The sequence below is a fragment of the Streptomyces sp. 8P21H-1 genome (assembly GCF_013302945.1).
This window is the reverse complement of sequence record NZ_JABTYA010000068.1, coordinates 246-23,847: the sequence shown is the minus strand read 5'-3', so window position 1 is coordinate 23,847 and position 23,602 is coordinate 246. Positions and strand designations below refer to the sequence as shown.

Annotated in this window: 21 protein-coding genes and 7 pseudogenes; 14 read left to right on the top strand and 14 right to left on the bottom strand. The window is 70.5% G+C overall.

Translation table 11 applies throughout. From position 1 onward, the window contains the following. Positions 1–55: 55 nt before the first annotated feature. Positions 56–289: pseudogene (locus HO151_RS07630) on the top strand (GntR family transcriptional regulator); the annotation flags it as partial. Between the two features lie 293 nt (positions 290–582). Here HO151_RS07630 and HO151_RS01330 read toward each other — a convergent pair. Together HO151_RS01330 and HO151_RS01325 are read right to left on the bottom strand one after the other, a co-directional pair. Then, complete coding sequence (locus HO151_RS01330; protein ID WP_173894303.1) at positions 583–1,632, bottom strand: LLM class flavin-dependent oxidoreductase; 1,050 nt, start codon at positions 1,630–1,632, stop codon at positions 583–585. Between the two features lie 216 nt (positions 1,633–1,848). Further along, positions 1,849–2,214, bottom strand: a complete 366-nt coding sequence (locus HO151_RS01325) for a DoxX family protein (protein ID WP_173894302.1) — start codon at positions 2,212–2,214, stop codon at positions 1,849–1,851. Between the two features lie 60 nt (positions 2,215–2,274). Here HO151_RS01325 and HO151_RS01320 point away from each other — a divergent pair, with 60 nt between their 5' ends. Further along, complete coding sequence (locus HO151_RS01320; RefSeq protein WP_173894301.1) at positions 2,275–3,156, top strand: LysR family transcriptional regulator; 882 nt, start codon at positions 2,275–2,277, stop codon at positions 3,154–3,156. A gap of 219 nt (positions 3,157–3,375) precedes the next feature. Continuing rightward, positions 3,376–3,815, top strand: a pseudogene (locus tag HO151_RS01315) (12-oxophytodienoate reductase); the annotation flags it as partial. Positions 3,816–4,026: 211 nt separating this feature from the next. On the opposite strand, the gene HO151_RS01310 reads toward HO151_RS01315, so the two are convergent. Next, positions 4,027–4,764, bottom strand: coding sequence for a dienelactone hydrolase family protein (locus tag HO151_RS01310; RefSeq protein ID WP_173894299.1), 738 nt, complete (start codon positions 4,762–4,764; stop codon positions 4,027–4,029). A 451-nt stretch (positions 4,765–5,215) separates the two neighbouring features. Between HO151_RS01310 and HO151_RS01305 the strand changes: the two are divergent. After that, positions 5,216–5,412, top strand: a pseudogene (locus HO151_RS01305) (transposase); the annotation flags it as partial. 399 nt (positions 5,413–5,811) lie between these two features. On the opposite strand, the pseudogene HO151_RS01300 reads toward HO151_RS01305, so the two are convergent. The 3 genes and pseudogenes from HO151_RS01300 to HO151_RS01290 form a co-directional block, all read right to left on the bottom strand. Next, positions 5,812–6,072 (bottom strand): annotated as a pseudogene (locus HO151_RS01300) (IS701 family transposase); the annotation flags it as partial. Positions 6,073–6,087: 15 nt separating this feature from the next. Then, a complete protein-coding gene (locus HO151_RS01295; RefSeq protein WP_173894298.1) occupies positions 6,088–6,684 on the bottom strand; it encodes an NAD(P)-binding domain-containing protein in 597 nt (198 codons plus the stop codon). Positions 6,685–6,727: 43 nt separating this feature from the next. After that, positions 6,728–7,699, bottom strand: coding sequence for a chlorophyllase (locus tag HO151_RS01290; RefSeq protein ID WP_173894297.1), 972 nt, complete (start codon positions 7,697–7,699; stop codon positions 6,728–6,730). A 175-nt stretch (positions 7,700–7,874) separates the two neighbouring features. On the opposite strand from HO151_RS01290, the gene HO151_RS01285 reads away from it, so the two are divergent. Beyond that, positions 7,875–8,483: a TetR/AcrR family transcriptional regulator gene (locus HO151_RS01285; protein WP_173894296.1), complete on the top strand. Its 609-nt coding sequence runs from the start codon at positions 7,875–7,877 to the stop codon at positions 8,481–8,483. 382 nt (positions 8,484–8,865) lie between these two features. On the opposite strand, the gene HO151_RS01280 is transcribed toward HO151_RS01285, so the two are convergent. After that, complete coding sequence (locus tag HO151_RS01280; RefSeq protein ID WP_173894295.1) at positions 8,866–9,237, bottom strand: hypothetical protein; 372 nt, start codon at positions 9,235–9,237, stop codon at positions 8,866–8,868. Between the two features lie 80 nt (positions 9,238–9,317). On the opposite strand from HO151_RS01280, the gene HO151_RS01275 reads away from it, so the two are divergent. The 4 genes from HO151_RS01275 to HO151_RS07560 all read left to right on the top strand — a co-directional run bounded on the left by HO151_RS01275 (position 9,318) and on the right by HO151_RS07560 (position 15,069). Continuing rightward, entirely contained in the window at positions 9,318–9,650 is a 333-nt protein-coding gene (locus HO151_RS01275) for a hypothetical protein (RefSeq protein WP_254594619.1), read from the top strand. Positions 9,651–9,729: 79 nt separating this feature from the next. Beyond that, positions 9,730–11,796 carry a BTAD domain-containing putative transcriptional regulator gene (locus HO151_RS01270; protein WP_368039378.1) on the top strand — a complete coding sequence of 689 codons (2,067 nt, stop codon included), beginning with the start codon at positions 9,730–9,732 and terminating at the stop codon, positions 11,794–11,796. Positions 11,797–11,962: 166 nt separating this feature from the next. Beyond that, positions 11,963–13,825 carry an FAD-binding protein gene (locus HO151_RS01265; RefSeq protein WP_173894293.1) on the top strand — a complete coding sequence of 621 codons (1,863 nt, stop codon included), beginning with the start codon at positions 11,963–11,965 and terminating at the stop codon, positions 13,823–13,825. A gap of 191 nt (positions 13,826–14,016) precedes the next feature. Next, positions 14,017–15,069, top strand: a complete 1,053-nt coding sequence (locus tag HO151_RS07560) for a TetR family transcriptional regulator (protein ID WP_368039377.1) — start codon at positions 14,017–14,019, stop codon at positions 15,067–15,069. Between the two features lie 62 nt (positions 15,070–15,131). Here the strand turns inward: HO151_RS07560 and HO151_RS01255 are convergent. Continuing rightward, positions 15,132–15,404, bottom strand: a pseudogene (locus HO151_RS01255) (transposase); the annotation flags it as partial. A 679-nt stretch (positions 15,405–16,083) separates the two neighbouring features. On the opposite strand from HO151_RS01255, the gene HO151_RS01250 reads away from it, so the two are divergent. Next, positions 16,084–16,446 (top strand): hypothetical protein, encoded by a 363-nt coding sequence (locus tag HO151_RS01250; RefSeq protein WP_173894292.1) that lies wholly within the window; start codon positions 16,084–16,086, stop codon positions 16,444–16,446. A gap of 41 nt (positions 16,447–16,487) precedes the next feature. Here HO151_RS01250 and HO151_RS01245 read toward each other — a convergent pair whose 3' ends face one another. The 3 genes from HO151_RS01245 to HO151_RS07135 form a co-directional block, all read right to left on the bottom strand. Continuing rightward, the gene (locus HO151_RS01245) at positions 16,488–16,781 is read right to left on the bottom strand and encodes a hypothetical protein (RefSeq protein WP_173894291.1); all 294 of its coding nucleotides are present in this window, start codon (positions 16,779–16,781) and stop codon (positions 16,488–16,490) included. 168 nt (positions 16,782–16,949) lie between these two features. After that, a complete protein-coding gene (locus HO151_RS01240) occupies positions 16,950–17,387 on the bottom strand; it encodes a MarR family transcriptional regulator (RefSeq protein ID WP_217422755.1) in 438 nt (145 codons plus the stop codon). A 99-nt stretch (positions 17,388–17,486) separates the two neighbouring features. Then, a complete protein-coding gene (locus tag HO151_RS07135) occupies positions 17,487–17,816 on the bottom strand; it encodes a hypothetical protein (protein ID WP_254594618.1) in 330 nt (109 codons plus the stop codon). An 88-nt stretch (positions 17,817–17,904) separates the two neighbouring features. On the opposite strand from HO151_RS07135, the gene HO151_RS07130 reads away from it, so the two are divergent. Further along, positions 17,905–18,105, top strand: coding sequence for a hypothetical protein (locus HO151_RS07130; RefSeq protein ID WP_254594617.1), 201 nt, complete (start codon positions 17,905–17,907; stop codon positions 18,103–18,105). Between the two features lie 48 nt (positions 18,106–18,153). Here HO151_RS07130 and HO151_RS01230 read toward each other — a convergent pair whose 3' ends face one another. From HO151_RS01230 to HO151_RS01220, 3 genes are all read right to left on the bottom strand, one after another. Beyond that, positions 18,154–19,374 (bottom strand): acetylhydrolase, encoded by a 1,221-nt coding sequence (locus HO151_RS01230; RefSeq protein WP_173894290.1) that lies wholly within the window; start codon positions 19,372–19,374, stop codon positions 18,154–18,156. Between the two features lie 237 nt (positions 19,375–19,611). After that, positions 19,612–20,184, bottom strand: coding sequence for a hypothetical protein (locus tag HO151_RS01225; protein ID WP_173894289.1), 573 nt, complete (start codon positions 20,182–20,184; stop codon positions 19,612–19,614). A gap of 599 nt (positions 20,185–20,783) precedes the next feature. Beyond that, a complete protein-coding gene (locus HO151_RS01220; RefSeq protein WP_173894288.1) occupies positions 20,784–22,340 on the bottom strand; it encodes a monooxygenase in 1,557 nt (518 codons plus the stop codon). 83 nt (positions 22,341–22,423) lie between these two features. Between HO151_RS01220 and HO151_RS01215 the strand changes: the two genes are divergently transcribed. The 3 genes and pseudogenes from HO151_RS01215 to HO151_RS07125 form a co-directional block, all read left to right on the top strand. Further along, on the top strand, positions 22,424–23,095 hold the full coding sequence (locus HO151_RS01215) for a TetR/AcrR family transcriptional regulator (protein ID WP_173894287.1): 672 nt from the start codon (positions 22,424–22,426) through the stop codon (positions 23,093–23,095). Between the two features lie 194 nt (positions 23,096–23,289). Next, a pseudogene (locus tag HO151_RS01210) lies at positions 23,290–23,418 on the top strand (LuxR C-terminal-related transcriptional regulator); the annotation flags it as partial. Between the two features lie 76 nt (positions 23,419–23,494). Next, a pseudogene (locus HO151_RS07125) lies at positions 23,495–23,602 on the top strand (ABC transporter ATP-binding protein); the annotation flags it as partial.

The following is a 23,602-nucleotide window of genomic DNA, read 5'->3' as shown; positions in this document are numbered from 1 at the left end:
CTGCCCCTGCCCCTGCCCCTGCCCCTGCCCCTGCCCCTGCCGGGGAGGCAACGCCATGACCCCGCCCGCAACGCGGAAGAAGGCCACCGACGCGGAAGCGGCCGTCACCCCGCTCATCCGCCGGACCGCGGACCGCACCGCCGGCCACATCGGCACCAGCGGCCTGGCCAAGGGGACCCGGCTCGCCGAACGGTCCTTGGCCGAACTCCTGAAGGTCTCCCGCTCACCGGTCCGCCAGGCCCTGCGTCTGCCGGAACACGAGGGCGTCGTCGAATCCGCGGACCGCGGCGGCTACAGGGTCGCCCTCACCAGCACCGGGACCGGAAGAAGTACGACACGCAGCGCAGCCCAGGACCCCCTGAGGACACCTGCCTGCGCATCGCGGCCGGCCGTCTCGACGGAAGCCCGCCCGACCGCCTCGCCATCGAACCCGCCGTCCTTGTCGAACCGGGCTTCGTCCTCGACCGCACGGCGCCGGAAGCCGCCCGCAGGACGGGGAGCGCGCCGTCGGTGGCGGCGATGGCATACGTTCCGCTCTTTGCGCCCGCCCGACCGCCGCCGGACCCCCGGCCCGGCACGGAGTCAGGCGAACGCCGGCATGATCCGCTCGCTGATCAGGCGTAGCTGCGTGTTCACGTCCGCCGCGTCCTTCAGGTCACGACCCGTGAACGCTTCGACCAGCGCGCGGTCCGTGATGGCGCAGATCATGTGGTTGACACCACTGGGCGCGATGTCCCGGCGGATCTTCTCCAGGCATTCCTCGGGCGTGCCCGACACGGACAGCCGCTCGGCCACCTCCGGGGAGGTCAGCTCGATACCCCTGGCCAGGTCACCCGCGCCGATCGCCTCGACGACCGGGGCCAGCTCCGCCGGGTCCACGCCGTTGCGGCGCAGTTGCTCCTCCGGCATGGACGAGGCGTAGATGCCGACCATGCTGCGCGCGGCCTCCTTGGCGACCGCGGAGTCCGGACCGGTCGCCAGGACCACCCAGGCCCCGATGTCCAGCGTCCGCCAGTCCCTGCCCGCGCGTTCCGCGCCCGCCCGGATGTGCCGCACGGCGTAGTCGTACGCCTCATGGGTGTAGCTCAGCGCGTGGTGACAGCCGTCCGACAGCTCGCCGGCCGCCTCGAAGGATTTCGGGCCGCGCATCGCGCCGAGCTTGAGCGGCAGGCGCTCCTGCACCGGGCGGGCGAAGGTGAACAGGCCGTCGTAGGAGAAGAACTCGCCGTCGTGCGTGATGGCGCCCTCGTCGAGGAAGGTGCGCATCACGTACAGCGCCTCCCTGACACGGGACAGGGGCTTGGTGCGGGCCCAGTCGATGCGGTACTGGGCGAGAAGGCCGAAGTTGCCGCTGGACAGGACGCCTTCGGCGCGTCCCCCGGTCAGTTCGTCGAGCGTGGCGAGGGCCTGCGCGATCAGCGTCGGCTCGCGCAGGGTCACGGGGGACACGCTCGGGCCCAGTCTGATGCGGCTGGTCTGCCCGGCCGCGGCGGCGAACAGCAGCCACAGATCCTTGTGCCAGGTCTCGTCGGCGGCGTAACAGGCGTAGAAGCCCAGTTCGTCGGCGAGCCGGATGGACTCCAAGGACTCGGTGAGCGGGTAGTCGGGGAGCATGGCGTAGCTGAACTTCACGGGCGCGACCCTTCTCCGGAGGCGAGAACAGTGTCCGATCGTCCTGTGCTGAACCGCTGTCCGAGCATGTGCCCCCGTGTGACGACTGTCCAGTGCAGCGGAGTGCCGGCGCAACACCCGAACGGGTGGATCGAGATTCCCGCCCAGGGCAGGCAGTACACGGTGTGTGCCGGTCATTCCCGAGGACGACGTGGACGACGTCGAGCGGCGCCGCCGTCAGGAGGACACGGCCAGGACCGACGAGGCGACGGCGGTGGCGAGGCAGAAGCCGGGAAACGCGAGGTTGTGGAGCACACGGGCGCGCAGATGGAAGACGAGCGCGCCCAGGTAGAGCAGCACGAGACCGCAGGCCGCGGCGATCCCGAGAGGGCGCAGCGCCGCGTCGAGGAGGCCGAGGAGGAGGCCCGCCGCCCCGGCCAGCTTGAGGGCGGCCAGCCGGGGCAGCCAGGACCGGGGCACACCCACTTGCGCCGAGTTGGCCAGCACGAAGCGCGCCCCGGCGAGGTCGGCGGCAGCGACAGCGGCGTTGACAGCGGCGGTGGACAAGGTGACGACGACGAATGCGAGCTGGGTACCGGTCATGCCTCCAGAGTCCGCAGGCACTTCGGCACCGTCCAATACCTGTCTCTATAACCTGGTGGCATGGACGTGGACACGCGCCTGCTCAGGTACTTCGCCGCAGTGGCGGAGGAGGGCAGCCTGACCGGGGCGGCACAAAGGCTGTTCGTCTCCCAGCCCGCGCTGACCAAGCAGATCCGGCGCTTGGAGGACGGTCTCGGGGTGCCGCTCTTCGCGCGTTCGCGGTCCGGGACGGCGCTGACCGAGGCCGGTCGGGAACTCGCCGCGCGGGTACCAGCGCTGCTGGACGGCTGGGACGCGGCGGTGCGGGCGACCGGCCGGGCGGCGCGGGTGCTGCGCCTGGGTTTCCTGGACGCGGGCGCCGTGGGTGCCGTCCACGAGGTCATCGCCGGGTTCCGCCGGACACGGCCGGAGTGGCGGGTGGAGCTGCGTCAGTCCGACTGGTCGGATCCGAGCGCCGGCCTGGCCCGGGGGGAGGTGGATGCGGCAGTGGTGCGTCTGCCGTTTCCGGGGCAGGAAGGCTGGAACGTGCGGGAGTTGTTCGTCGAGGAGCGTGGGGTGCTGCTGCCGGCTCGGCATCCGCTGGCGAACAGCGGGACGGCGGAGTTCCGGGAGTTGTGGGACGAGCCGTTCGTCGCGGCCGCAGCCGAGACCGGGGCCTGGCGGGAGCACTGGCTGGCGGGGGAGGAGCGGGAAGGACACCCTGTCCGGGTCGGTGCCGTCACCGACCGGCCCGACGAGTGGCTCGGAGCGGTGGCCGCCGGCTGCGTGGCGCTGGCCCCGGCCTCGACGGCCCGTTTCCACTCCCACCCGGACGTGGTGTTCCGTCCGGTCCGCGGGGTCTCACCGAGCCGGGTGGGGCTGGCCCGGCCGAAGGGCCGGATGCGCGAGGCGGCGCTGGACGAACTGCTGGAGGCCATCATGCGGCGGTTGAGCAGGAGCTGACGACGGGGCCGGCGGAGCGACGGCCCGCTGCCCGGCCGGATCGGCGCCGCTTGCGGCGTCAGGTCGGCGAATGCGTACCGGCGCGGGTTCCTCCGCACTCGGTGGTTTGCAAGTCCCGCAGGCACGCAAGCCCTGCGGCACCGGCTGTCGGAAGCGGGATGCGGCAGATCGACGTGTCCAGTACCCACACTCCCCGCCTCGACCAAGAGGAGCATCCACATGCCTGCCGGCAGCGCCGCCGCCGACCGCGCGGCTCGGATCCCGTCCCGTCCGTTCACCCGGCTCACCCTGCGCGGGCTCACCGTCCCGAACCGGATCGTCATGGCGTCGATGACGCGCGACTCCTCACCGGGCGGCGTCCCCGGTGCCGACGTGGCGCGGTACTGCGCACGCCGGGCGGCCGGCGGGGTCGGACTGATCGTCACCGAGGGAACGTACGTCGGTCACGACTCGGCGGGGGACAGGGACCGGACGCCGCTGTTCCACGGCGAGGACGCCCCGGCGGGCTGGAAGAACGTGGTGGCGGAGGTGCACGGGGCAGGCGGCCGGATCATGGCGCAGATGTGCCACGTCGGGGTGCGGCGTCCCGAGGGGTCGGGCCCGGTCCCCGATGCCCCGATGCCCCGACGGTCAGCCCGTCGGGTCTCGGGATGGACGGCGCCCACGACCTGCTGAAACCGTCCATGCCGCTTGAGGCGTCACGGAGCCGCTTGAGGGGTCACGGAGCCGCTTGAGGCGTCACGGAGCCGGCGGGCGCGGGACCGCGATGGACGTGGCGATGCCGTCCATCGCGCCGTTCAGGGCCGCCTCGCGCTCGGCCGGGTCGGTGCATGACGCCGACCGAGCCCGACGCCGGCATGTTCGCCTGGATCATGTCCCCGCATTCTCCGTCACGGGCAGGCACTCGGCGAGCAGGTCGACGACGTCGTGCCAGGCTCGCTGCGCGTGCTGTGGGTGGTAGCCGACGCCTGGGACCGTCGGGTGGTCGACCGGCGGGTGGTGAAAGGCGTGCAAGGCACCGCCGTAGACCACGAGGCGCCAGTCGACGCCCGCGGCCTGCATCTCAGCGGTGAACGCGTTCCGTTGCGCGGGCGGCATGATCGGGTCTTCCGACCCGACGCCGGCCCACACCGGGCAGCGAATGCGCGCCGCCTCGCCCGGTCGGCCCGTGGTCAGCGCGTTGACGGTCCCGATCGCGCGCAGGCTGACGCCGTCGCGCCCGAGTTCCAGTCCGACGGCGCCCCCGGTGCCGTAGCCGACGGCGGCGATCCGGTCGGGGTCGGTCCGCGGTTCGGTGCGCAACACGTCGAGCGCCGCATGACCGATGCCCCTCATCCGGTCGGGATCAGCGAGCAGTGGCAGGCAACGGGCCAGCATCTCCTCGGGGTCGCCCAGATAGCGCCCGCCGTGAAGGTCGAAGGCCAGTGCCACATATCCCAGCTCGGCGAGAGCATCGGCCCGGCGCCGCTCGACGTCACTGAGCCCCGTGCCTTCTGGTCCGAGCAGCACCGCGGGCCGGCGGTCGACACCCGCCGGGAGCGCGAGGTGTCCGATCATCGTCAAACCGTCCGCCGGATACTCGACCGTGCGTGTCGCAATCGTCGTCATGGGACCGGACCGTAGCGATCGTCGAGCCCGGATCGGCCGCTGTTCTGCCGTCGGCAGAACAGCGCGGCTATTCCTCCTGAGACACGGCTGAGATACGGCGAGGGCTCACAGGAACCGTCACGAACCTCGTCCCCACGACAGAGCTGTCCGTCCCCCTGCCCCGTTGCCCCGTTGCTCTGTTTTTCGGTCGGGTCTCTTACCGGTTCGAAGATGGGTTCTGAAAGGTCGTTTTCCTCTTGAGTGCGGCCCTCAGGCTATTTCGTTCTGCCTTTCGGTGCGTTGCCGGCGAGTCCGCGGAGGCGGTTCTGCTTGGTGAGGTTGATGGTGTGACGGATGGAGTCAAGGTCTGCCTGTGCCTGTCTCATGCCTGGACGTCCGGGTCTGTACCGCGCTTCAACGCAGCGGAATGCACGCCTGGGCGCATGCCCCCGGGCGGAGGTATGTCCGGGTCATGACGGAACGTCATACGTGTCCAGGTGATCTGTCCGAGCCCGCTGGGAGTTGATCGAGCCGGTGCTGTCCGCCCGACGCTTCGAGCGCCGGGGCCGGGTCCTGGACTTCGGGCGGCCGCCCCGGCACGACCTGCGCGAGATCATGAACGCGATCCTGTACGTGGATCGCGCCGGCTGCCAGTGGGCCTGCCTCCCGCTCGGCCCCCGGCCGCCATCGGCTCGCGCCGTCACGCGCTGGATCTCATCCACCCCGACGTACTGTCGGAAGGCGACCGGCTCCAGCTCGAAGTCGCCCTTGGCCGACTGCCACGAACTGACAGCGCTCACCGGGCACGTGCGTTCCTTCGCCCGCGTGAGTTCCTTCGCCCACGTGCTCACCCAGCTGCAAGGCGAGCGACTCCCCGGATGGATCGAAGCGGCCAGCTCGACCACCGGACTGCCCAGCCTCCGCCACTTCGCTCAGCACCTCATGCGCGACCTCGACGCCGTCACCCCGCGTCAAGGTGCTGAAGCGCCAGATGTTCGGCCGCGCAGGATGCGAACTCCTCCGCAAGCGGGTTCTATCCAGGCCGCCGCCATCGTCTCCCTCGTCTGCGAGGTGCTCGACCACGTGGTCGCGTACGTCGCCCAGGGCCTTATCGGCGTCCCACTCGATCCGGTTCAGCAGCCGGTGGATGCGATCCGGCCCGCCATGGCCGGCCTCCTGCGCCGGCGTCCAGCCGTTCTTGCGCTGCAACGGAGCGATCGAACCCCGCATGCGGGCCGGCGCCGACCGGCACAGTTCCTCCCGAATGAACCGGTGCACGAACCGCTCATGCACCGCAGGGCAAGCACCGTTGCGGCACTGGTCCGCGATCCGGCGGTGTCCCCGTCATCGTGACACCGTGAGGCTGAACCTCGCGTCGCCCAGGGCGCGCACCGTGGCGAAGTACAGCGAGCCGGCTTGTTCGGTCGCGGTGGCCGTGCCGATGCCGCCCAGGTCGATGATGCCGGTATCGGGCCAGCCCAGGTCGCCGAGCAGGCCGGTGACCGCCTTCTTCGCCGCGATGTCGTCACCGCTGACGAAGACGCTGGCCGCGGGGACCGATGCGAGCGGGTCGACCATGATGGCGAAGTTCATCGTGTTGAGGGTCTTCACCACGCGTGTGCGCGGGAACCGTTCCTGGACCCGGACGGCCACCCCGTCGCCGGTGTGCCCTGTGGCGATCTGCGGGGTGATCGTCGCCGAGGGGTCGAGCAGGATCTTGTCGCCCAGGGCCTCGTCCCCGATCTCCTCCAGGACACCGAGCACGTCGTCGCCGGGCAGGGCCGTGATGACGAGGTCGCAGGAGGCGACGGCGCTGCGGTGGTCGAGCCGGTCTGCTCCCCTGGGTGTTCGGGATCCGTAGAGCACACGGTGACCTCGTGAGGTCAGGCGTGCGCCCAGCGTCGAGCCGACCTTGCCGGTTCCCAGCACGGCGATGTTCACGGACTGCTCCTCTTCGGCCCCTGGTGGGGGCGACGTCGCGTACTCACTTGGCTTCCACCGTGGCGACGGGTACCGGCAGGGACGGCAGCATGCCGACCGCCGTTTCCCAGGACCGGTCGCCGAGGAGCTGGGAACGCAGGTAGGACAGGATCAGTGCGCGCAGTGCGGCGACGCGGGCCGGGTTCTCATCCGTGGTCTCGGCCGCGTCGTAGCCGGAGATGCCGCCGAACAGGTGCCCGGCCCCCGCCATCATGAGCAGCGTCTTGTTGCCGCCCGGGCTGTGGGTGTAGGCGTCCCACCGGTAGCTGAGGCGGCTGGAGAAGTTCGAGTTCAGGTCCTCCTCGCCGGCCACGACCAGCGTGGTGCCGGTCATCGTCGCGAAGTCCGGGTACTGCAGCGACGGGTAGTGCTCCCTGGCCCACGAACCGAAGTGCTCGTCGGCGATGCCGGGGGCTCCGATGACGACACCTGCCGTCAGCCGTGGGTCCGACAGGTCCTTCTCCCGGGTGTCCTGCGGCTCCAGGACGCGCATGCCCATCAGCAGCGACACCGTGTGGCCGCCCAGTGAGTGACCCACCGCCGCGATCCTGCTGGTGTCGACGCGTTGCGGCAGGTCGGGGACGGCGCCGAGGACCTCCGGCAGACGGTCCAGGACGGTGTGCATGTCGAGGGCGCGGTCGCGCCAGAAGAGAGGCGCGTCGGGCAGGGCCCGCTCGCGCAGTCCGAGCACGGTGGAGTCGAGGTGTGTCGGCTGGATGACGACGAAGCCGTGGGCGGCCCAGAAGTCCACGAGCGGGCCGTAGCCGCGCAGCGAGGACAGGAAGTTCGCGCCACCGTGCCCGTGGGAGAGCACGATGACCGGCAACCCGGTGCCCGTCGCGGGCGCCGTGACCTTGATCTCCAGTCGCACGGGCCTGTCCGGGACGTCGAGGACCACGGGGCTGTAACTCAGGATCGGCGTCGGCTCACCGACCGGGAATCCGTATGCGTCGGCGTATGCAGTGTTCAAGACCATCTCCCTTGCGCGGTCCGCGGGCAGGTGCCGTCCGTGCGGACACATCGTCGGACCGTCGAACAAAAACTTTGCCATGAAAGGCAAGATTGCGCAAGGAGGCATTTATATACTGTGAGGCGTGTATGCTGCTGATGGCAAAAATTGTGCAGTGGCGAACGACGAGAGGGAGGGCGCGGTGACGACGAAGAACGGCCCCGGGCTGCGGGAGAGGAACAAGGCGCGCCGCCGGCGCCACATCCTGCACACCGCCCTGCGACTGTTCGTCGAACACGGCTATGAGGGCACGACCATCGCCGACATCGCCGAGGCCGCCGACGTGGCCCCGCGAACGGTGACGGGCTACTTCCCCTCCAAGCTCGACTTCGTCACCGAATGGCCGGCCGAACGCGAGCAGCGGCTCATCGCGCTCTACCACGCCGATCCGTCCGTCGGATTCGTCGAGCTCGTCGACAAGTGGTGGCGCGACCTGCGTGAGCACCTCGACCACGAGGAGGCGACACTGACCCGCGCGATGGCGCTCGCCAATCCCGGCGTCGCCGCCCTGGCCGAGGTGGAGGTGTCACGCCGGATCACCGGGACCGAGTTCCCCTTCGAGGGCACCGGTCAGGAGGACCCGTTCGAGGCCGCCGGCCGTGCGGCGATCAGAGGCATCAACCGCTCCTTCGAACGCAGCGTCGCCGAGGGCCGCATGACCGACCGCCTGCACGAGGACCTGCTGAACCTGATCCGCGGCGTCGCCGAGAAAACCCATGTCGGCCACGGTGCACTCAAGCTCGACCGCTGACACGCGGGCCGCACCGGCCGCAACCGCCCTCGCTGCGGCTCGCGTCGCCCGGGAGACTGACGCTGCCGGGGACCTTGGTTGAGCGTCGATCTGGGTTCTGGCACGAGTTCTGAGGCGATCGAGAGGCAGTGCCGCGGCGAGGTGTCCCTCGGGGTCGTGCAGCACGGGGTGGCCGTTCATGGCACAGGCGCCTGTTCGGGTGCGTCGGCGGGAAGACCGCGCAGCTCCTGCGCGAGCCGGTCGGCGCGATCGGGGCGGGCGGCCGGCCACGGCGGGGACGGCCGACGAGGTCCGCGGCCGCTGTGCTGTCGTCGTACGTGGTGGGCATGAGCAGCTCACTGCCGCCGGAGAGCACCCGCACCCCGGGCAGGCCGCCAGGACGTCAGCCGACGACCACCACCCCGCAGCCCTCGCCCGCGCCGTCCCCGGCTTTCTCGACCAGGCCGACGAACACGTCAGCCGGCTCGGCTTCGACGGCAACGAGCTGTGCGCCGCCTTCGGCCCCACCGACTGCCAAATCCACCAGGTCGCCGCCCACGTCCAGCTCAGCGAAGGCGCGGACGCCGTAGCCGTCGCGGCGGACATCCCCGCTGCCTTCCTTGCCGACCTCCCGCGCGAGCGCCGCGCCCACCTGCTCACCGACCGCGCCATCGGCGAGAAACAGGCCGGCCTGCGCACCGAAGCGGTCGCCACGCTCCTCACAGCGGAGGAAGAGGCCCCCGAGGAAGTCGTGTGCCGTCCCAGGACCAGGCAACTCGTAGAGGCCTTACGCCTGCCGCCGCAGCCAGGGCCGGGCAGTTCGCCTGGATCGATGGCGGCCGGCACACCACCGGTGTGACGTATGCGGACAATGCCGTCGAGGGCTTGGTACTCGGCTGGCAGCATGGCCGGCCAGGACAGGCCCACTTCGTCACCGACCAGCATCCAGTCATCCTGCGGAATTTCCTGGAGACGCTTTTCTCGCTCCACGGCGTCGACGCGCCCATCTCCGACCTGGACGCCGACACTGCCGCCCAGGTAGTGCCGGTACCCGCTCGGTGGTTCGTCGGGCAGCCGTGCACGCTGCGCACCGACAAAGCAGTGACCGAACTGGAATACCGGCCCCTCATCTTGCACGCTGCCGGTTTCGCCGCCGTGAAGGAAGCGCTCGCCTCCGACGCCGCGTGACGGCCTGCGAAGTCACACCTGACCGTGGTGTCCGTCCTGGGCCCCGGTACGACCGCGGGTATGGAACCGGCCCTGTCAGATGCCGGGCCACCGTGCCTGCTCGGGCGCGTCGGTACGGGTGGGCCCGGTCAGCGGGGAACCTGGATCCAGGGATCACCTTTCCGGCTCCGCGCGGCGGCCTCGCCGAGCGGGCCGAAACGGGGCAGACACGAGAGAGATAGGGTGCGGTCGCGTGATGCGTCTTGCAATTCTTGGTCCTGTCCGTGCGTGGCGGCGCGACGAGGAGATCGACCTCGGATCTCCACAGCAGCGTGGATTGCTCGCGCTGCTGCTTCTGCACGAAGGGCGCCCGGTGGAGACCGGGGCGATTCTGGAGGCGTTGTGGGGCGAGCACGGGCCTCGCGGTGCTCGGGGCACCGTCCGCACGTACGTCTATCGTCTGCGCCCGATTCTCGGCGACAGCGCGGTTATCGAATCGACCAGCACCGGCTACCGTCTCACGGTCCGTGACGGGACTCTTGACCTGAGGAGGTTTCGGGAGCTGACCGCTCAGGCGCACCGGGCACGCCGCGCCGGTGCGGCGGCGAGTGCTGCCGATCTCCTGCGTCAGGCTCTTGGTATGTGGCAGGGGCCGGCCCTGTCGGGTGCCCGGGGCCCTTTCTTCGAGCTCGAGCGTGATCGGCTGGAGGAGCTGAGACTGGCTGCTCTGGAGGAGGTTTTCGATCTTGAGCTGGAGGTCGGCGGGCAGTCTGATCTGACGTCCGAGATCCAGGCAGCCGTGATGGAGCACCCGCTGCGGGAGCGGCTGCACGAACAGCTCATGCTGTCGTTGTTCCGTGCCGGCCGCCGAGCTGAGGCTCTGGCCGCCTTCCAGCGCACACGGCAGCTTCTGCGTGAAGAGCTGGGTGTGGACCCCGGACCCGCACTTCGATCTCTCCACAGCCGTATCCTGCGCGAGGCCGAGGACTCGCCCGCCCCAGCGGGCCGTCATCTGTCCTCGTCCCCCGCGCCCGCGCCGGTTCCGGCTCAGCTCCCGGCGGACCTGGCAGTGTTCACCGGGCGTCGCGCAGAGATCACGGAGCTGTCCATGACACTGCGTGATGCTGCGCACGCTCCGGTCATCGGTATCACCGGCCTGGGCGGGATGGGCAAGACCACGCTCGCCGTCCACGTCGCACACACCCGGCGCCAGCTGTTTCCCGACGGACAACTCTTCGCCGACCTCGGCGGCTTCAAGGATCCGGTCGGCCCGCTGGAGGTGCTCGGCCAGTTCCTGCGTGCGCTCGGAGCGCCCCGGCTGCCGGCATCGCTGGACGAACGTGCCGCGTTGTGGCGTACGACGGTGTCCGGGCGCCGCCTGCTGATCGTCCTGGACGCGGCAACCAGCGCTGAGCAGGTGCGCCCCCTGCTACCGGCCTCCCCGGGCTGCGCCGTCATCATGACCAGTGCGCGCCGCATCATCGACCTGCCCGGCATCCCCTGGCTGCGTCTGGGCGTCCTGCAGCCCCAGGACGCGTTGCACTTGCTCGCCGCCATCTCCGGCACCCGGCGCGTGTTCGCAGAGCAGGAAGCGGCCGGTCGCCTGGTGCAGGCCTGTTCCTACCAGCCGCTCTCGGTGCATGTGGCGGCCGCCCGGTTGGATGCCCGGCCGTCGTGGACGATCGACCAGATCCTGGCCCAGCTCGAAGACGATCTGCGCCAGCCGGTCGTCATGCATGAGGACTGCAAGATCGTCGACAAACCGTTCCGTGAAGCCCAGGCGCGCATGGACACCTTCCACCGCAACGCCTTCCACCTCGCCGCCGTTCCCGACTGCAGCCGGCTGGACGCCGCCATGGCCGCGGCAGTGCTCGACCTGCCCGTCAACGAAGCCACCGCCGTCATGGAAGCCCTCGTCGACGCCCATGTGGTGGAGATCGGCGAGAACGGCGACTACCACTTCCTCGGGCTTGTCAAGGCGTTCGCGCGCCGCCAGGCCCTCAACGGGCTGGGGCACGAGCACTGCCAGCAAGCGCTGCACCGGCTGCTGCGCCACTGCCTGACCGGCAAGAACACGGTCGGCGAGAAGGACCTACGCGCGGTGCTGGACCAGATCACCGATCTTCCGGACGCTCTCGCGGAAAAGGTGTCGCTCTCGCTGCCCTGATTCCCGCAGCGGCCGCGCGGGGCGACGCACCCGCACAAGCCCCTGCACCACCCGCGGTGCGAACGTGCGGGAGACCACCTGCGTCCCGTGGGCGAAACGCCTCGTCGACGCGCCTCGTCGACGCGCCATCGACGCCACGTCGACAAGCGCTCGATGCAATGCACGCATGCTCGATTCACTCACGCGCGCCGCTCTGGCAGCGCAGATCACCGGGTCCGTACTCGGACCGGAGGACGAAGGGTTCGCCGACGAGTGCGCGCCCTTCAACCTTGCCGTCACCCACCACCCGTGCGTCGTGGTCGCAGCCGCGAACAGCACCGACGTGCAGGTCGCCGTTCGCTTCGCTGCACAGCGGCGTCTGCCCGTCGCCGTCATGACCACCGGCCACCAGGCGACGATCCCGGCCGACGACGCGGTCCTCATCACCACTCACCGCATGGCGCAGGTGAGCATCGACCCCGTAGCCCGCACAGCCCGCGTGACGGCGGGAGCCCGCTGGCAGCAAGTGATCGACGCGGCGACCCCGTTCGGGCTCGCCCCGCTCAACGGCTCCTCACCACTTGTCGGAGTCATCGGCTACACCCTCGGTGGGGGCTTGAGCCCCACCATGGGCCGCGCCCACGGATGGGCAGCCGACCACGTCACCTCTGTGGAGGTAGTGACAGCCGACGGCGAGTTGCGCCATGTCGACGCAGCGTCGGAACCCGACTTGTTCTGGGCGCTGCGCGGCGGCAAGAGCAACTTCGGTGTCGTCACCGCCATGGAATTCTCGCTCTTCCCGGTGAAAGAGCTGTGGGCGGGCGGCCTCTTCTTCGACGGTGCCGACGCAGCAGCCGTCCTGCACGCCTATGCCCAGGTCACGGCCGAGGCCCCGGACGAGCTGAGCTCATCGATCGCCCTGCTGCGCCTGCCGGCCCTGCCCGACGTGCCCGCCTTCCTCGCCGACCGCTTCGCCGTGCACGTCCGTATTTCCTACCTCGGCCCGGCAGCCGAGGCCATCGGGCTGGTTGCGCCGCTACGGGCGGCCGCACCTGTCCTCGCGGACACTCTGGGTCCGATGCCCTACGCGTCCTTCGCCCAGATCCACAACGATCCGGCAGATCCGGTGCCGTTCATGGAACGTACCGCGATGCTGCGCTCACTGACCGCCGAAGCCGTCGAGGAGATCCTGACCGCCGCGGGCCCGACGGCCGACTGCCCGGTGCACTTCGTCGAGCTGCGTCACCTCGGTGGTGCCCTGGCCCGGGCCGCGGATAACGCCGTCGGACACCGGAACGCCCAGTTCGCACTCTGGATCGTGGGTGTCGGAGCACCCGACGCCTTCACCGCCATGAACGCCTACGCCGATGAGCTCCTGCAGCGCATGCGCTCCTGGTCCACCGGCGGACGCTACCTGAACTTCATGGCTGCCCAGGACACCGGCGTCAACGACGTGAGAGCCGCCTACGACGAAGCCGACTACCGCCGGCTCCGCAGCATCAAAAGGTGCTTCGACCCGGACAACCTCTTCCGCTTCAACCACAACATCCCCCCCGAGGAGCGCCCGATGTCCGACGACAGGCTGCAGCTCTTGATCGACCAGGCCGCGATCGCCGATACACTGCACCGTTACACGGCCGGCCTCGACCACGGTGACGCCGAACTGCTCGCCTCGTCACTGACCGAGGACGCCATGGTCGACCTGACACCGGCCACGAGCAAGATCGGTCTCGACTTCCCCCCGCTCAAGCCGCGCGACACCGTCGTGGGAGTCCTCATCCCGGCGGTCGGCCCGCTCGACACCAGCCACGTGATCAGCAACATCCGCGCCACCGTCGACGGCGGCACCGCCCACGTGCACTGCTATGCGATGGCCCAGCACTACCTGCCGCAGGAAGGCCCCAAGCCGGACCGGACCCGGCACGCACTGATGATGAACCGCTACGACGCAGACCTGACACGCGACGGAAGCACATGGCGCATCAGCCGGCTGACGATCGACAACGCCTGGTTCGAAGGCGACGAGACCGTCCTGCTTCCCGGCGACTGAGCTGAGGGCGGGACGGTCCCACCGGGGTGACACGCTCCATCTGCAGGGCGCCACCCCGGTGCTGCCGGGCCCCACCACCACTGCCGCACATGCGGACCGCACCCGCCCGTCCCACGAAACCCCCACCGGCGGGCCGGCTACCTCCAAGCCTCCGACGCCCGCACTCCACAACCCACTTGGGAGCGTTCTGAGTGTCCACCCCCGACGAGCCCCACCCCCCTCAGCGCTCACACCCCAACAGCGTCCAGGAACAACTCAAGGCCCTCGTACGAGACTTCCGCCACGGCGTGTGGCAGCCAACCGGGCTCGAACATCGCCTGGCCCAGCTTCTTGCGCAGTCGGCCGCCGGGTCCGGGTCGCTCAGCGCGGTCGGCATCCGGGCTGCGATATGGGAGGGCTCGATGACGGCCGTCCACGAGAACGGCGGACGTTTCATCACCCTTCTGGCCGATCTGCTGCCGCTGGTGGAGAAGCCCGACGCAGCCGCGTTGCACACTGCCGGCCTGGCGCTGGACCTCGTCGAGACGATCACACAGACAACACCGCACCGGATAGCTGCTCCTTCGCCGGGAGCACATTTCTGTCCGAGCCCCGCAGGCGACCAGCAGAATGCCATACCACCCGCGCCCCGGTCACCGCATCTTCGCGAGGACAGCAGACGGCTGCGCGTGGACGCGGCACGCAATCACACCCGCCTGCTCAACGCCGCAGCACGGATAGCACGAGAGCAAGGGCTGAAGCACCTCACCATGGAAGCGGTGGCCACCGCGGCAGGTGTCGGCAAAGGCACCGTCTTCCGGCGGTTCGGCGACCGCACAGGTCTGCTGCAGGCCCTGCTGCAGCACTCCGAGGACACCTTCCAGGCCGCTCACCTCAGCGGCTCGGACCAAGCAGACGACCGTGACAAGGCCATCGAGCAGCTCCGCGCATTCGGGGTGGCCGCCATACGGCGTTATGCCCAGGAGATGGAGCTCCAGATAGCCGCCGAGCCCTCTCCCGACCAGCGCTACCGGCGCGCGCCTCGCCGCTCGTACCACGAGCGGGTCAGCGTCCTGCTCAGCCTGGCTGCACCCGAAGCAGACGCAGAACTGTTCAGCCACGCGCTGCTGGGCTACCTGGAGCCCGCCCTTCTCCGGCATCTGAGCGACCAGTGCAACCTACCGCTGCAGCGGCTGGAAAGGGGCTGGCTCGAACTGGTCTCCCGTCTCACCCATGAGGCCACAGCTCCACACGACGTGACCTGAGGACTGCCAACATGACCATGAGGGGGACTGTCAAAGGAGTGGTGCAACTGGGTTGGTCGAGGTTACTGACGGGCTGCGGAGAGGCGGCCGTCGAAGGTGATGCCGAAGGCGTTCGGTGCGGTCTTCCAGCGCATGGTCCAGCGTGCCTGTTTCTTGCCGGTGAGGTCGAGGGACATGATCGCCGTGTAGACGCATTTCAGGGCGGCCTGCTCGTTGGGGAAATGTCCGCGGGCCTTGACTGCCCGGCGGATCCGCGCGTTCACCGACTCGATCGCGTTGGTGGTGCAGACGAGGCGGCGGATCTCGGTGTCGAACCGCAGGAACGGGGTGAACTCTTCTTCGGGCGGCGACCGGTCGGGCCGCCTTGACGTCGGTGCACACCTGGTTGAACGTGGCCGCGCTGCTCAGACCCGAGCCGGTACGGGTCATGCCGGGACTGCTCCAGCCCTTGGCCATGTCGTCGAGCGTGGCGGGCTGGTTGTTGCAGCCGTAATAGGGCTGGGCCCGGCTGCGGCCCGGTTGCGGCCCGGTTGCAGAAGTCGGCCTGGGTGGAGCCGTATCCCTGGAACTTGGCGATTGTCAGCCCGGAAGCGACCCAGTACCACTGGGTCTTCTCCTGCTTGTACATGCTGATGTTGTCCTGAGCCGCTTTCGCGTGAGCCGTCCCTGCTGCGGCCGTGAGTGATCCCGAAGCGGCCGGCACAATTATAAAATCAGTATTATGAAACCGGTGTTCTGTGTGGTCGGTCGGCAGCTGTGCCGGACATGCCGTGCCGGACATGGGGAGCGGACGGTGTGCCCGACGGCGCCTCCGGCACCTCCGCCCGCACCCGGCGGCGACCCGCTGTACGGAGGATCCGGTGCGGGGGAGCGGCCGAGAACGGGGTGGACGTCGGCAAACGCCGTTTTTCAGTGATATGCGCCGACCCGAAAGTAACTGTTCGGCGCGTTCATGCCACGTGAGAATGATGTCCGCACGGCCATGATCACCGCTCACCATCACCGGGAGACCTCATGAGTGCTGCACGGAACATCCTGATGGCCCTTGCCGCGGCCGGTGCCGCTGTCACCCTGACCGCGGCTCCCGCGGCAGCCGCCCCGGGTGACACTCTGAGCATCTGTCACAGCCAGCTCACGCCGAGCGGCTGGGCCGACGTCTCGTGGTCGAGCAGTTCCCAGTGCGGCGGCTTCGAGCCCAACCGCAAGCAGATCAAGCAGCTGGACGGCTACCCGATCGGCACCGAGGTCGCGATCTGCGCCTCGACGCTCCAGCCGGCGGGCTGGATCCAGATCCGCGAGTACTACAGCCAGAGCTGCCGCTACTCCTCGGTGCCCAGCCTGAACAACAACGCCTGGACCGTCAGACGGGTCTCTTGAGCCCGGGCCGGTGCCGGGGCGGCAACAGGTCCGCGCGGTGCTCACCACGCAGCCGTGGTGAGCACCGCCGGGTCCGTCCCGGCGGCGGCACCGGACACCGTGCGTACTGCGGGTACGGGCGGAAGCAGCTCGCCGACGACGATCCGCGACGGGCTGGTACAGGAGACCCCACCGGAGGTGCAGTCGCCGCCGGCCCCGACCAGGAAGCCGACGGCCAGGGTGCCGGAGTACGCCGGAGCCCTCGTGTCGCCGGGTTCCGAACAGGCGGTGGACCGGATCAGGCCGTGGACGGGGCCCTCGGCGCGGTTGACCGTGGCGTTGAACGGCACGGGCACCGGGAAGATCCACCGCCGCCGGACCGTGAGGAGGTCACGAGCGCGGAGAGTCGGACAGGGGTGTTCGGGCCTGCCGCCCCATCCGGGTGATCACCCGTCATTGCGTCGGCGTACGGGGAAGCCGCTCGGCCCGGGCGAGGCGTGCGTCGGCTTCGGTGGCGGCCCTGGTCATGCGTGCGAGAAACTCCGCGGCACCGCGGAGTTCGCCGGGATCGGCCTCGCGCAGGGTCGTCGCGATCTCGATGCCGGAGAAGGCGAGAAAGCGGCGGGCCTGTTCACGGGCCGCCGGGGCGGGGCGCAGGGTGACGCGCCGGCGGTCGCTGTCTCCCGGCTGCGGTGGATGTGCCCGGCGGTCTCGAGCCGGTTCAGCAGTACCGTCGTCGCCCCGGAGGTCATGCCGATCTGCCGGGACAGCTGAGCGGGCGACAGCGGTGTGTCCGTCTCGGCCGCCCAGACGATGCGGCTCAGGGCGAACGCGTCCGAACTCGACAGGCCCGTCCACGACGCGAGGTACTGGTTCAGCTCGATGAAGACGACCGCCCAGTCGCGCAGACGGTGCATCACCTCGATCTGGTCCGGTGTCCAGTCGGACGTCAAGGGGTCCATGCCGGACACGGATACCCTTTCGGTGTGAAGTAGCTTCCCTGTAAAGCATGAGGGTAGGCGTCGTGCCGACGACGGACCCAGGAGCGGACCATGACCCCATCACACGCGGTGATCTCCGGCGCGAGCATCGCCGGCCTCTCGGCCGCCCACTGGCTGCGCCGCATCGGCTGGGAGGTCACGGTCCTCGAGCGCGCACCGGCCTTCCGTGACGGCGGGCAGAACGTCGACGTCCGCGGTGTCGCGCGGGAGGTCCTCGACCGGATGGGGCTCTTCGACGCGGTGAAGGCGCTGAACACCACCGAGACCGGCACGGTCCTCGTGGACGGAGAGGGCGGGACGATCGCCGAACTGCCGTCCGACGGCCCGGACGGCGCCACCGCGGAACTGGAGGTCCTGCGCGGTGACTTCGCCCGCGCCGTCCTCGACCACCTGCCCGCAGGGGTCGAGATCGTCTACGACGACACCGTCGCGGAAGTCGGCCGGTCCCGAAGCCGCTCTGACCGCGTACGAGAACTGGATGCGGCCCCTCGTCGACGCCGTCCAGAAGCTTCCGCCCGGCCTTCAGCACCTCGCCTACCCGCGGACCCGGCTCGGACTGGCGCTGCGCGCTCTGTTCAGCAAGGCCCTTTCCTCGGCGCCGCTGGCGCCCTTGACCGCGAAGCTCACCCGGGTCGCCGACACCGGCCGGCCGCTGCCGCGGATGACGACCGTGACGTGAGCCCGGTCCCACCGGTGTCCGCGCACCGCGGTGCCGTGGTCCCCCGTCTCAGGGAAGGAACGTCACAGCGGGGAAGGCCGGGGACGGCCCGTCGAGCAGGCGCCCTCGACGCCGGCGCAGGTGCCTGTCGAAGAACGCGAGCGGGTATGCCTGCTGGATCCTCACCGCCTGGGCGGGATCGAGGGTGCCGATCAAGTCCTGGAGCTGTTGTTCGCTCCATCCGTACACCTTCGCCGCCTGCGGGAACAGCGCCTCGTTGTCGCCGTACGAGATGTGTGCGGCGCCCTGGGCCCGGATGTCCAGCCGCCAGCCCCGAAGGTGCGACCAGAAGGCGGCGATCTCGGGATTCGCGGCCCGGGTGAACTCGGCGGACATCAGCATGAACGGCCGGTCCAGGTCACCGGTCAGTGGTGGTTTCATCTGCATCGGGCCGTCGAGACTCAGCCCGGCCCGGATGCGCTCGTCCGCGAGCATGGCGCAGGCGGTGGCCGTCCCGCCCTTCGACCAGCCGAACGCGCCGATGCGCCGCGTGTCGAGGCAGCCGGGCAGCCCGGCCGGCAGCTCGCGACGGTCGGCGTCCGGATTGTGTCCGGCGGCGAGCTGCTCGATGCAGTCGAGGACGAAGCGCAGGTCCGCGGCGAAGTCCGCGGGCAGCGTCGGCGCCTTCTGGTCGTGGAGGGGGACGGCGACCCGGCCGTCGGGGAACCTGGTGTACGTGTCGTACTGGTGAGCCACTGTCACCACCACGTATCCGTGGCCGGCGAGTTCCTGGAGCACGGTGGTGTGGTCGCCCTGATGGCTGTGCGCGCCGTGCGAGAACACGACGACGGGCAGCCGACGGTCCGACCGCCGCACCGGGGCGCCCACGCGGCCGGCGGTGAGCGGTGCCAGGGGGACCAGGTCCGCGAACCCGGCGTCGGCGAGGAACGCCTGAAGGGCGCCGTCCGGTATCCAGGGCGCCACCGGATACCGTTCGGCGTTCCGGGCGGGGTACCAGACGCCGGCCATCAGCTCGCGGAAGTGCCCCGGACCCGCGATGTCGTCCGGGCGCGACCGGTCGACGAGGTGCAGTTGCACGGTGCCCACCGGGTACGGCCCGGTGGGCACCGGCAGCGTGAACCGTTCCGGGGCGGGGACGGGTGCGTCCGTCGCCGCCTGGGCAGGACCGGCATGGGCCGCAACCGGCATGGCGGCCCCGGTGGCCAGCGCGGCCCCCAGCACGCGGCGGCGCGTCAGACCCTTGCCGTTCACGAACGGTGTGGTGGTCATGGTCCCTCCCGTTGTCACGGATCGTCGATCGTGCCGGCACGGTCCGTCCGCGGGCACAGGGGCACGTTGCCATGAGCCCCGCCCGTGCCGCATCGGTCCACCGGTTGATTGCCGGCGCGGAAACCGGTCCACGGGTTCTGCGTCCGGACGCCGACGCCACCGGCGAGCCGCGCACCGGTGGCGGCCGGGGCCGAGGACAACCCTTGACGGCACTGCGAGGACGGCCCCCGCCGGGGGTCAGTTCCCGCTGTCGGCGGGGCGGCGGACCTTCAGGTCGTAGGCGAAGGCGGTCTCGCACGTCAGACCGATCCGTCGGCCGAGCGTGTTCACGGTGACGGTGGCCGACAGCGGCGTGTTCCACCCCTTCGAGACGACCTGTCCCGACGGCTCGTCGTACACCTCGTGCACCCACCGGCGCGGACCGCTGGGGGCGTAGGAGCCGCTGACGAGCACCGTCCGCGAGGACTTCGCCGTCCGCTCCTGTGCCGCCGGCTCCTGCGGTGCGACGACCAGCCGGCGTCGTATCCTGCCGTCGTCGAACAGGCCGCCGGCCGTCTCGCCGCCGCGTACGTACTCGGTCTCCGCCGTCTGCACGAACACCTGGGCGTGTGTCCCGAAGGCGGAGTTCTCGTAGAGGTCGACGCTCACGCGCACCCCTCCTCCTTCCCCGGTGCAGGCGAGCGCGTGCCCCTTTTCCACGGTCCAGGTGTACGGCCCCTCGGTGCCGGGCGTGGCCGCGACGGCGGGCGTGGCCGAGAGCAGGGTCGTGGCCAGAGTGCCGGCGACGGTCAGACGAAAGCGATGGGTCATGGCTTTCCCTTGGTATGAGCGGTCGGTACGGGAAGTCGGCGGATGCCCACAGGTCCTCCTGGAAGCACACGGCCTGGAAGCACCTGGAAGCACACGGCTTCGAAGTCGCACATGGTGAGTTCGCCTGTCAGACCCGTGGCAGCGGCTGATGGTTGCGTGGTGAGCAGGGACTGAACCGGTGGTGCGGCACGAGTGGGCGAACGAGTCCCGCCCGAGGGACCGCCCCCCGGCGGACCGCACCAGGACCGCGAACCTGAGAGCAGGTTCCGCGGGCCGTGCGTCACCATCCCGGCGGCGCGAGGCGGCCGGGGGTGGGTGACAGCGAAAATGACAGGTACCCACTGCTCGACATGGGGCGAGGGAAGACGGGGACGTCAGTCCCGTCCTTCTCCGAGCGCCTTCCACTTCGCGTGGGAGCAGGTGTGAGCGGGAAGCCGCCCCTCCAAGTGGGCATCATGCCGGCGGCGGGACGGATCCCGACCGCACCGTGTTCCCCTTGACGAACGGACGCCCCACTGCTCATCGCGGTACTCTGCCGCCTCACCCGCGCACCGCGCCCGCCACCGCCCCGGCCGCAGCCGGCGCCACCTTCCTCGTTGCTACCTGCCTGCCACGGGCGCGGCCCCCGTGGGACGGGAGACCCCGTGCTCCGGGGGACCGGCCCAGGCCGTCAGCGCCTCGCGTCGCCCGGCACCGCGTTCCCCCGCGCCGGTGGCGCGCGTGGCCCAGGCGACGTGGCCGTCGGGGCGGACCAGGACCTCGCTCACACCGTCCAGCTCCGCGTGGTCGTCGTGCGCGGTGACGGTCACGGCGGTGACCCGCCGGCTCCACTCCGCTTCGACGGCCGCCCGGGACTCCGGGTCGCCCGTGAGGTCGAGGTGGACGAAGCGGGCCGTGGGCAGCAGGTCGTAGACCCGTGTCGCGGACGACTCCACCGCGGTCAGCGCGATGTCGGGCATGCGCCGTCCCACCAGCGGGTCGGCTCCTGACGACTGGGGCGGGTAGGCGATGCCGAGCGCGGAGATCCTGGCGGCGAGCATGCGGTTGACCTCGTCGACGCGCAGGAGCTCGTCGAAGAGGCTCCGCAGGGCGGCGGCCGGGCGCTGGTAGTGCCGTACGAGGGCGAGTTCCGCGAGCAGGGTCTGGACCTCGGTGTTCTCCGTGACCGCCCGGCCGACCGGGCGGCGCTCGGTGCCGTAGCCGTCCAGCAGGCCGGGCGGCGCCCAGCCGTGCACCTCGGCAGCCAGCCTCCAGCCGAGGTTCACGGCGTCCTGCAGACCGGTGTTGAGCCCCTGCCCCGCGGCGGGGAAGTGGATGTGGGCGGCGTCGCCCGCCAGAAGGACACGGCCGACGCGGTACCTGCTCGCGAGCCGTGTGGCGTTGCCGAAGCGCGAGAGCCAGCGGGCTTCGGCGATGCCGCAGTCGGATCCGCAGAGCCGGACCAGGGACCGGCGGAACTCGTCCAGGGTCACGGGCTCACCGACCGGCACCCGCATCCGTTCCGGGTCCAGGAGGACCAGCCGGGTCAGGCCGTCCTCCATCGGCGCCACCAGTACACCGCCGGCACGGGCGGCGTCCAGGACGGCGGGGGCGGCGTCGACGACCGCGAAGTCACCGAGCATGCCGGTGAGGGTCTCGTCGGTGCCCGGGAAGTCGATGCCGACGGCCTGCCGCACCACACTGCGCCCACCGTCGCAGCCGACCGCGTACCGGGCACGCGCCCTCTCGACGCCTCGGGCCCCCCGCACCTGCGCCTCGACCCCGTCGTCGTCCTGGTCGAGGCCGACGACCTCGTGACCGCGCAGGATCTCCACACCCAGCTCACGGGCTCGCTCGGCGAGCAGGGCCTCGGTGCGCGCCTGGGCGAGGAACAGTGTGTAGCCGTGCCGGGAGTCGAGCCGGGAGAAGTCCAGCAAAGTGGGCAGCTGGGCAAAGTGCCAGCTGGGCACGGGACGGCCGAGCGGCCGGAAGCGGTCGAGCAGTCCGCGCTGGTCCAGCAACTCCACGCTGCGCGGATGCAGGCTCAGCGCCCGGGAGTCCCGCTGCGGCTCGGCACGGCGTTCCAGGACCCGGGTCCGTACGCCCGCCAGGGCCAGTTCGCACGCCAGCATCAGCCCGGTCGGACCTGCGCCCACGACGATCACATCGATTTCCATCGGAGCCGCCCTCTCGCGTCCCTCGTTCCGCACATATTTAGTGAACAGCGTTCACGTGAACGTCGTTCACTATAGTGGGGGTCATGAGCTCCTCGTCAAGCCCGCCCCGTGGCCGGCGTCCGCGGATCGACCGTGCGCGCACCCTGCGGACAGCCCTGGACCTGCTGGACCGGTCAGGGCTCGACGCCCTGACCATGCGGCGGCTCGCCGACGCGATGGACGTTCAGGCCGGGGCCCTGTACCGCTACTACGCGACCAAGCAGGACCTGCTCATGGCCATGGCGGAGCACATGGTGGGAGGCGTCGCCGAGGCCGCCGCCGCGACCGGTGACACCGTGTGGAGCGAACGGCTGGTCGCTCTGGCGCGTGCTCTGCGCGCCGCCCTGCTCGCCCATCGCGACGGCGCGCGTGTGTTCGCCGGTACGCACGCGACAGGCGCGCACACGCTCGGTTTCGCGGAGACCGTCGTCGGCGTGTTGCGCAAGGCGGGGTTCTCCGACGACGACGCGGCGCGGACGCTCTTCACGGTGGCCAACTTCACCGTCGGCCACACACTGGAGGAGCAGGCGGCCCTGTCCGCGCACGGCGCCGAGCCCTCCTCCCCGGACGTGCTGCGGGCCGCGGTGACGCCGAGGGACCACCCGCACCTGCACGCCACCTTGTCCGCGCTCACCGACACGGACTTCGACCAGCTCTTCGAGTTCGGACTCAACCTGCTCGTCGACGGCCTGCGAGCACGGCACCGGCCGGTGTGAGAGCGGGGCGCCGCGGCGCGAAACCACCGCATCAGGCGGCCATGCCGCGGCGCCGGGACGCGCGCACCCCGCAGGAGTGCCAACCGGGCCACGACCAGGCGGACCGGCGGATTGATCAGCCCGGCACCGTCTTGGCCCTGGGCGCTGCACCGCCCGGAGCACCTCGACGCTGTCGTACGGCGCCGACCGTGGTGGTGGTCATGAGCCCGCTCACCGCGAAGACGCACGTCAGCCGGGCGATGACCAAGCTGGGGGCGCGGGACCGGGCGCAGCTGGTCGTGGTGGCGTACGAGACGGGGCTGGTGCGGGCGGGGGAGGTGTGACCGTACTCCCTTGGGAGCAGCCGCCGTCTCCCGGCGGCGGATGTCCGGCGCGTCCGTCCTGCGTAGCGTCGGCGGCATGATCGAGGCACGGGAACTCACCAAGCGGTACGGCGGCCGCACCGCCGTCGGCGCGCTGTCCTTCACCGTCCGGCCGGGTCCGGTCACCGGCTTCCTCGGATCCGAG

What these genes read in the sequence shown, in the direction of transcription:
- HO151_RS01290 (WP_173894297.1), bottom strand. Translation starts at nt 7,699, where the DNA reads ATGGTCTTGAACACTGCATACGCCGACGCATACGGATTCCCGGTCGGT.
- HO151_RS01220 (WP_173894288.1), bottom strand. Translation starts at nt 22,340, where the DNA reads ATGGAAATCGATGTGATCGTCGTGGGCGCAGGTCCGACCGGGCTGATG.
- HO151_RS01250 (WP_173894292.1), top strand. Translation starts at nt 16,084, where the DNA reads ATGAGTGCTGCACGGAACATCCTGATGGCCCTTGCCGCGGCCGGTGCC.
- HO151_RS01240 (WP_217422755.1), bottom strand. Translation starts at nt 17,387, where the DNA reads ATGGACCCCTTGACGTCCGACTGGACACCGGACCAGATCGAGGTGATG.
- HO151_RS01270 (WP_368039378.1), top strand. Translation starts at nt 9,730, where the DNA reads ATGCCGGGCCACCGTGCCTGCTCGGGCGCGTCGGTACGGGTGGGCCCG.
- HO151_RS01265 (WP_173894293.1), top strand. Translation starts at nt 11,963, where the DNA reads ATGCTCGATTCACTCACGCGCGCCGCTCTGGCAGCGCAGATCACCGGG.
- HO151_RS01230 (WP_173894290.1), bottom strand. Translation starts at nt 19,374, where the DNA reads ATGACCACCACACCGTTCGTGAACGGCAAGGGTCTGACGCGCCGCCGC.
- HO151_RS01325 (WP_173894302.1), bottom strand. Translation starts at nt 2,214, where the DNA reads ATGACCGGTACCCAGCTCGCATTCGTCGTCGTCACCTTGTCCACCGCC.
- HO151_RS01320 (WP_173894301.1), top strand. Translation starts at nt 2,275, where the DNA reads ATGGACGTGGACACGCGCCTGCTCAGGTACTTCGCCGCAGTGGCGGAG.
- HO151_RS07130 (WP_254594617.1), top strand. Translation starts at nt 17,905, where the DNA reads ATGCGGCCCCTCGTCGACGCCGTCCAGAAGCTTCCGCCCGGCCTTCAG.
- HO151_RS01310 (WP_173894299.1), bottom strand. Translation starts at nt 4,764, where the DNA reads ATGACGACGATTGCGACACGCACGGTCGAGTATCCGGCGGACGGTTTG.
- HO151_RS01225 (WP_173894289.1), bottom strand. Translation starts at nt 20,184, where the DNA reads ATGACCCATCGCTTTCGTCTGACCGTCGCCGGCACTCTGGCCACGACC.
- HO151_RS01215 (WP_173894287.1), top strand. Translation starts at nt 22,424, where the DNA reads ATGAGCTCCTCGTCAAGCCCGCCCCGTGGCCGGCGTCCGCGGATCGAC.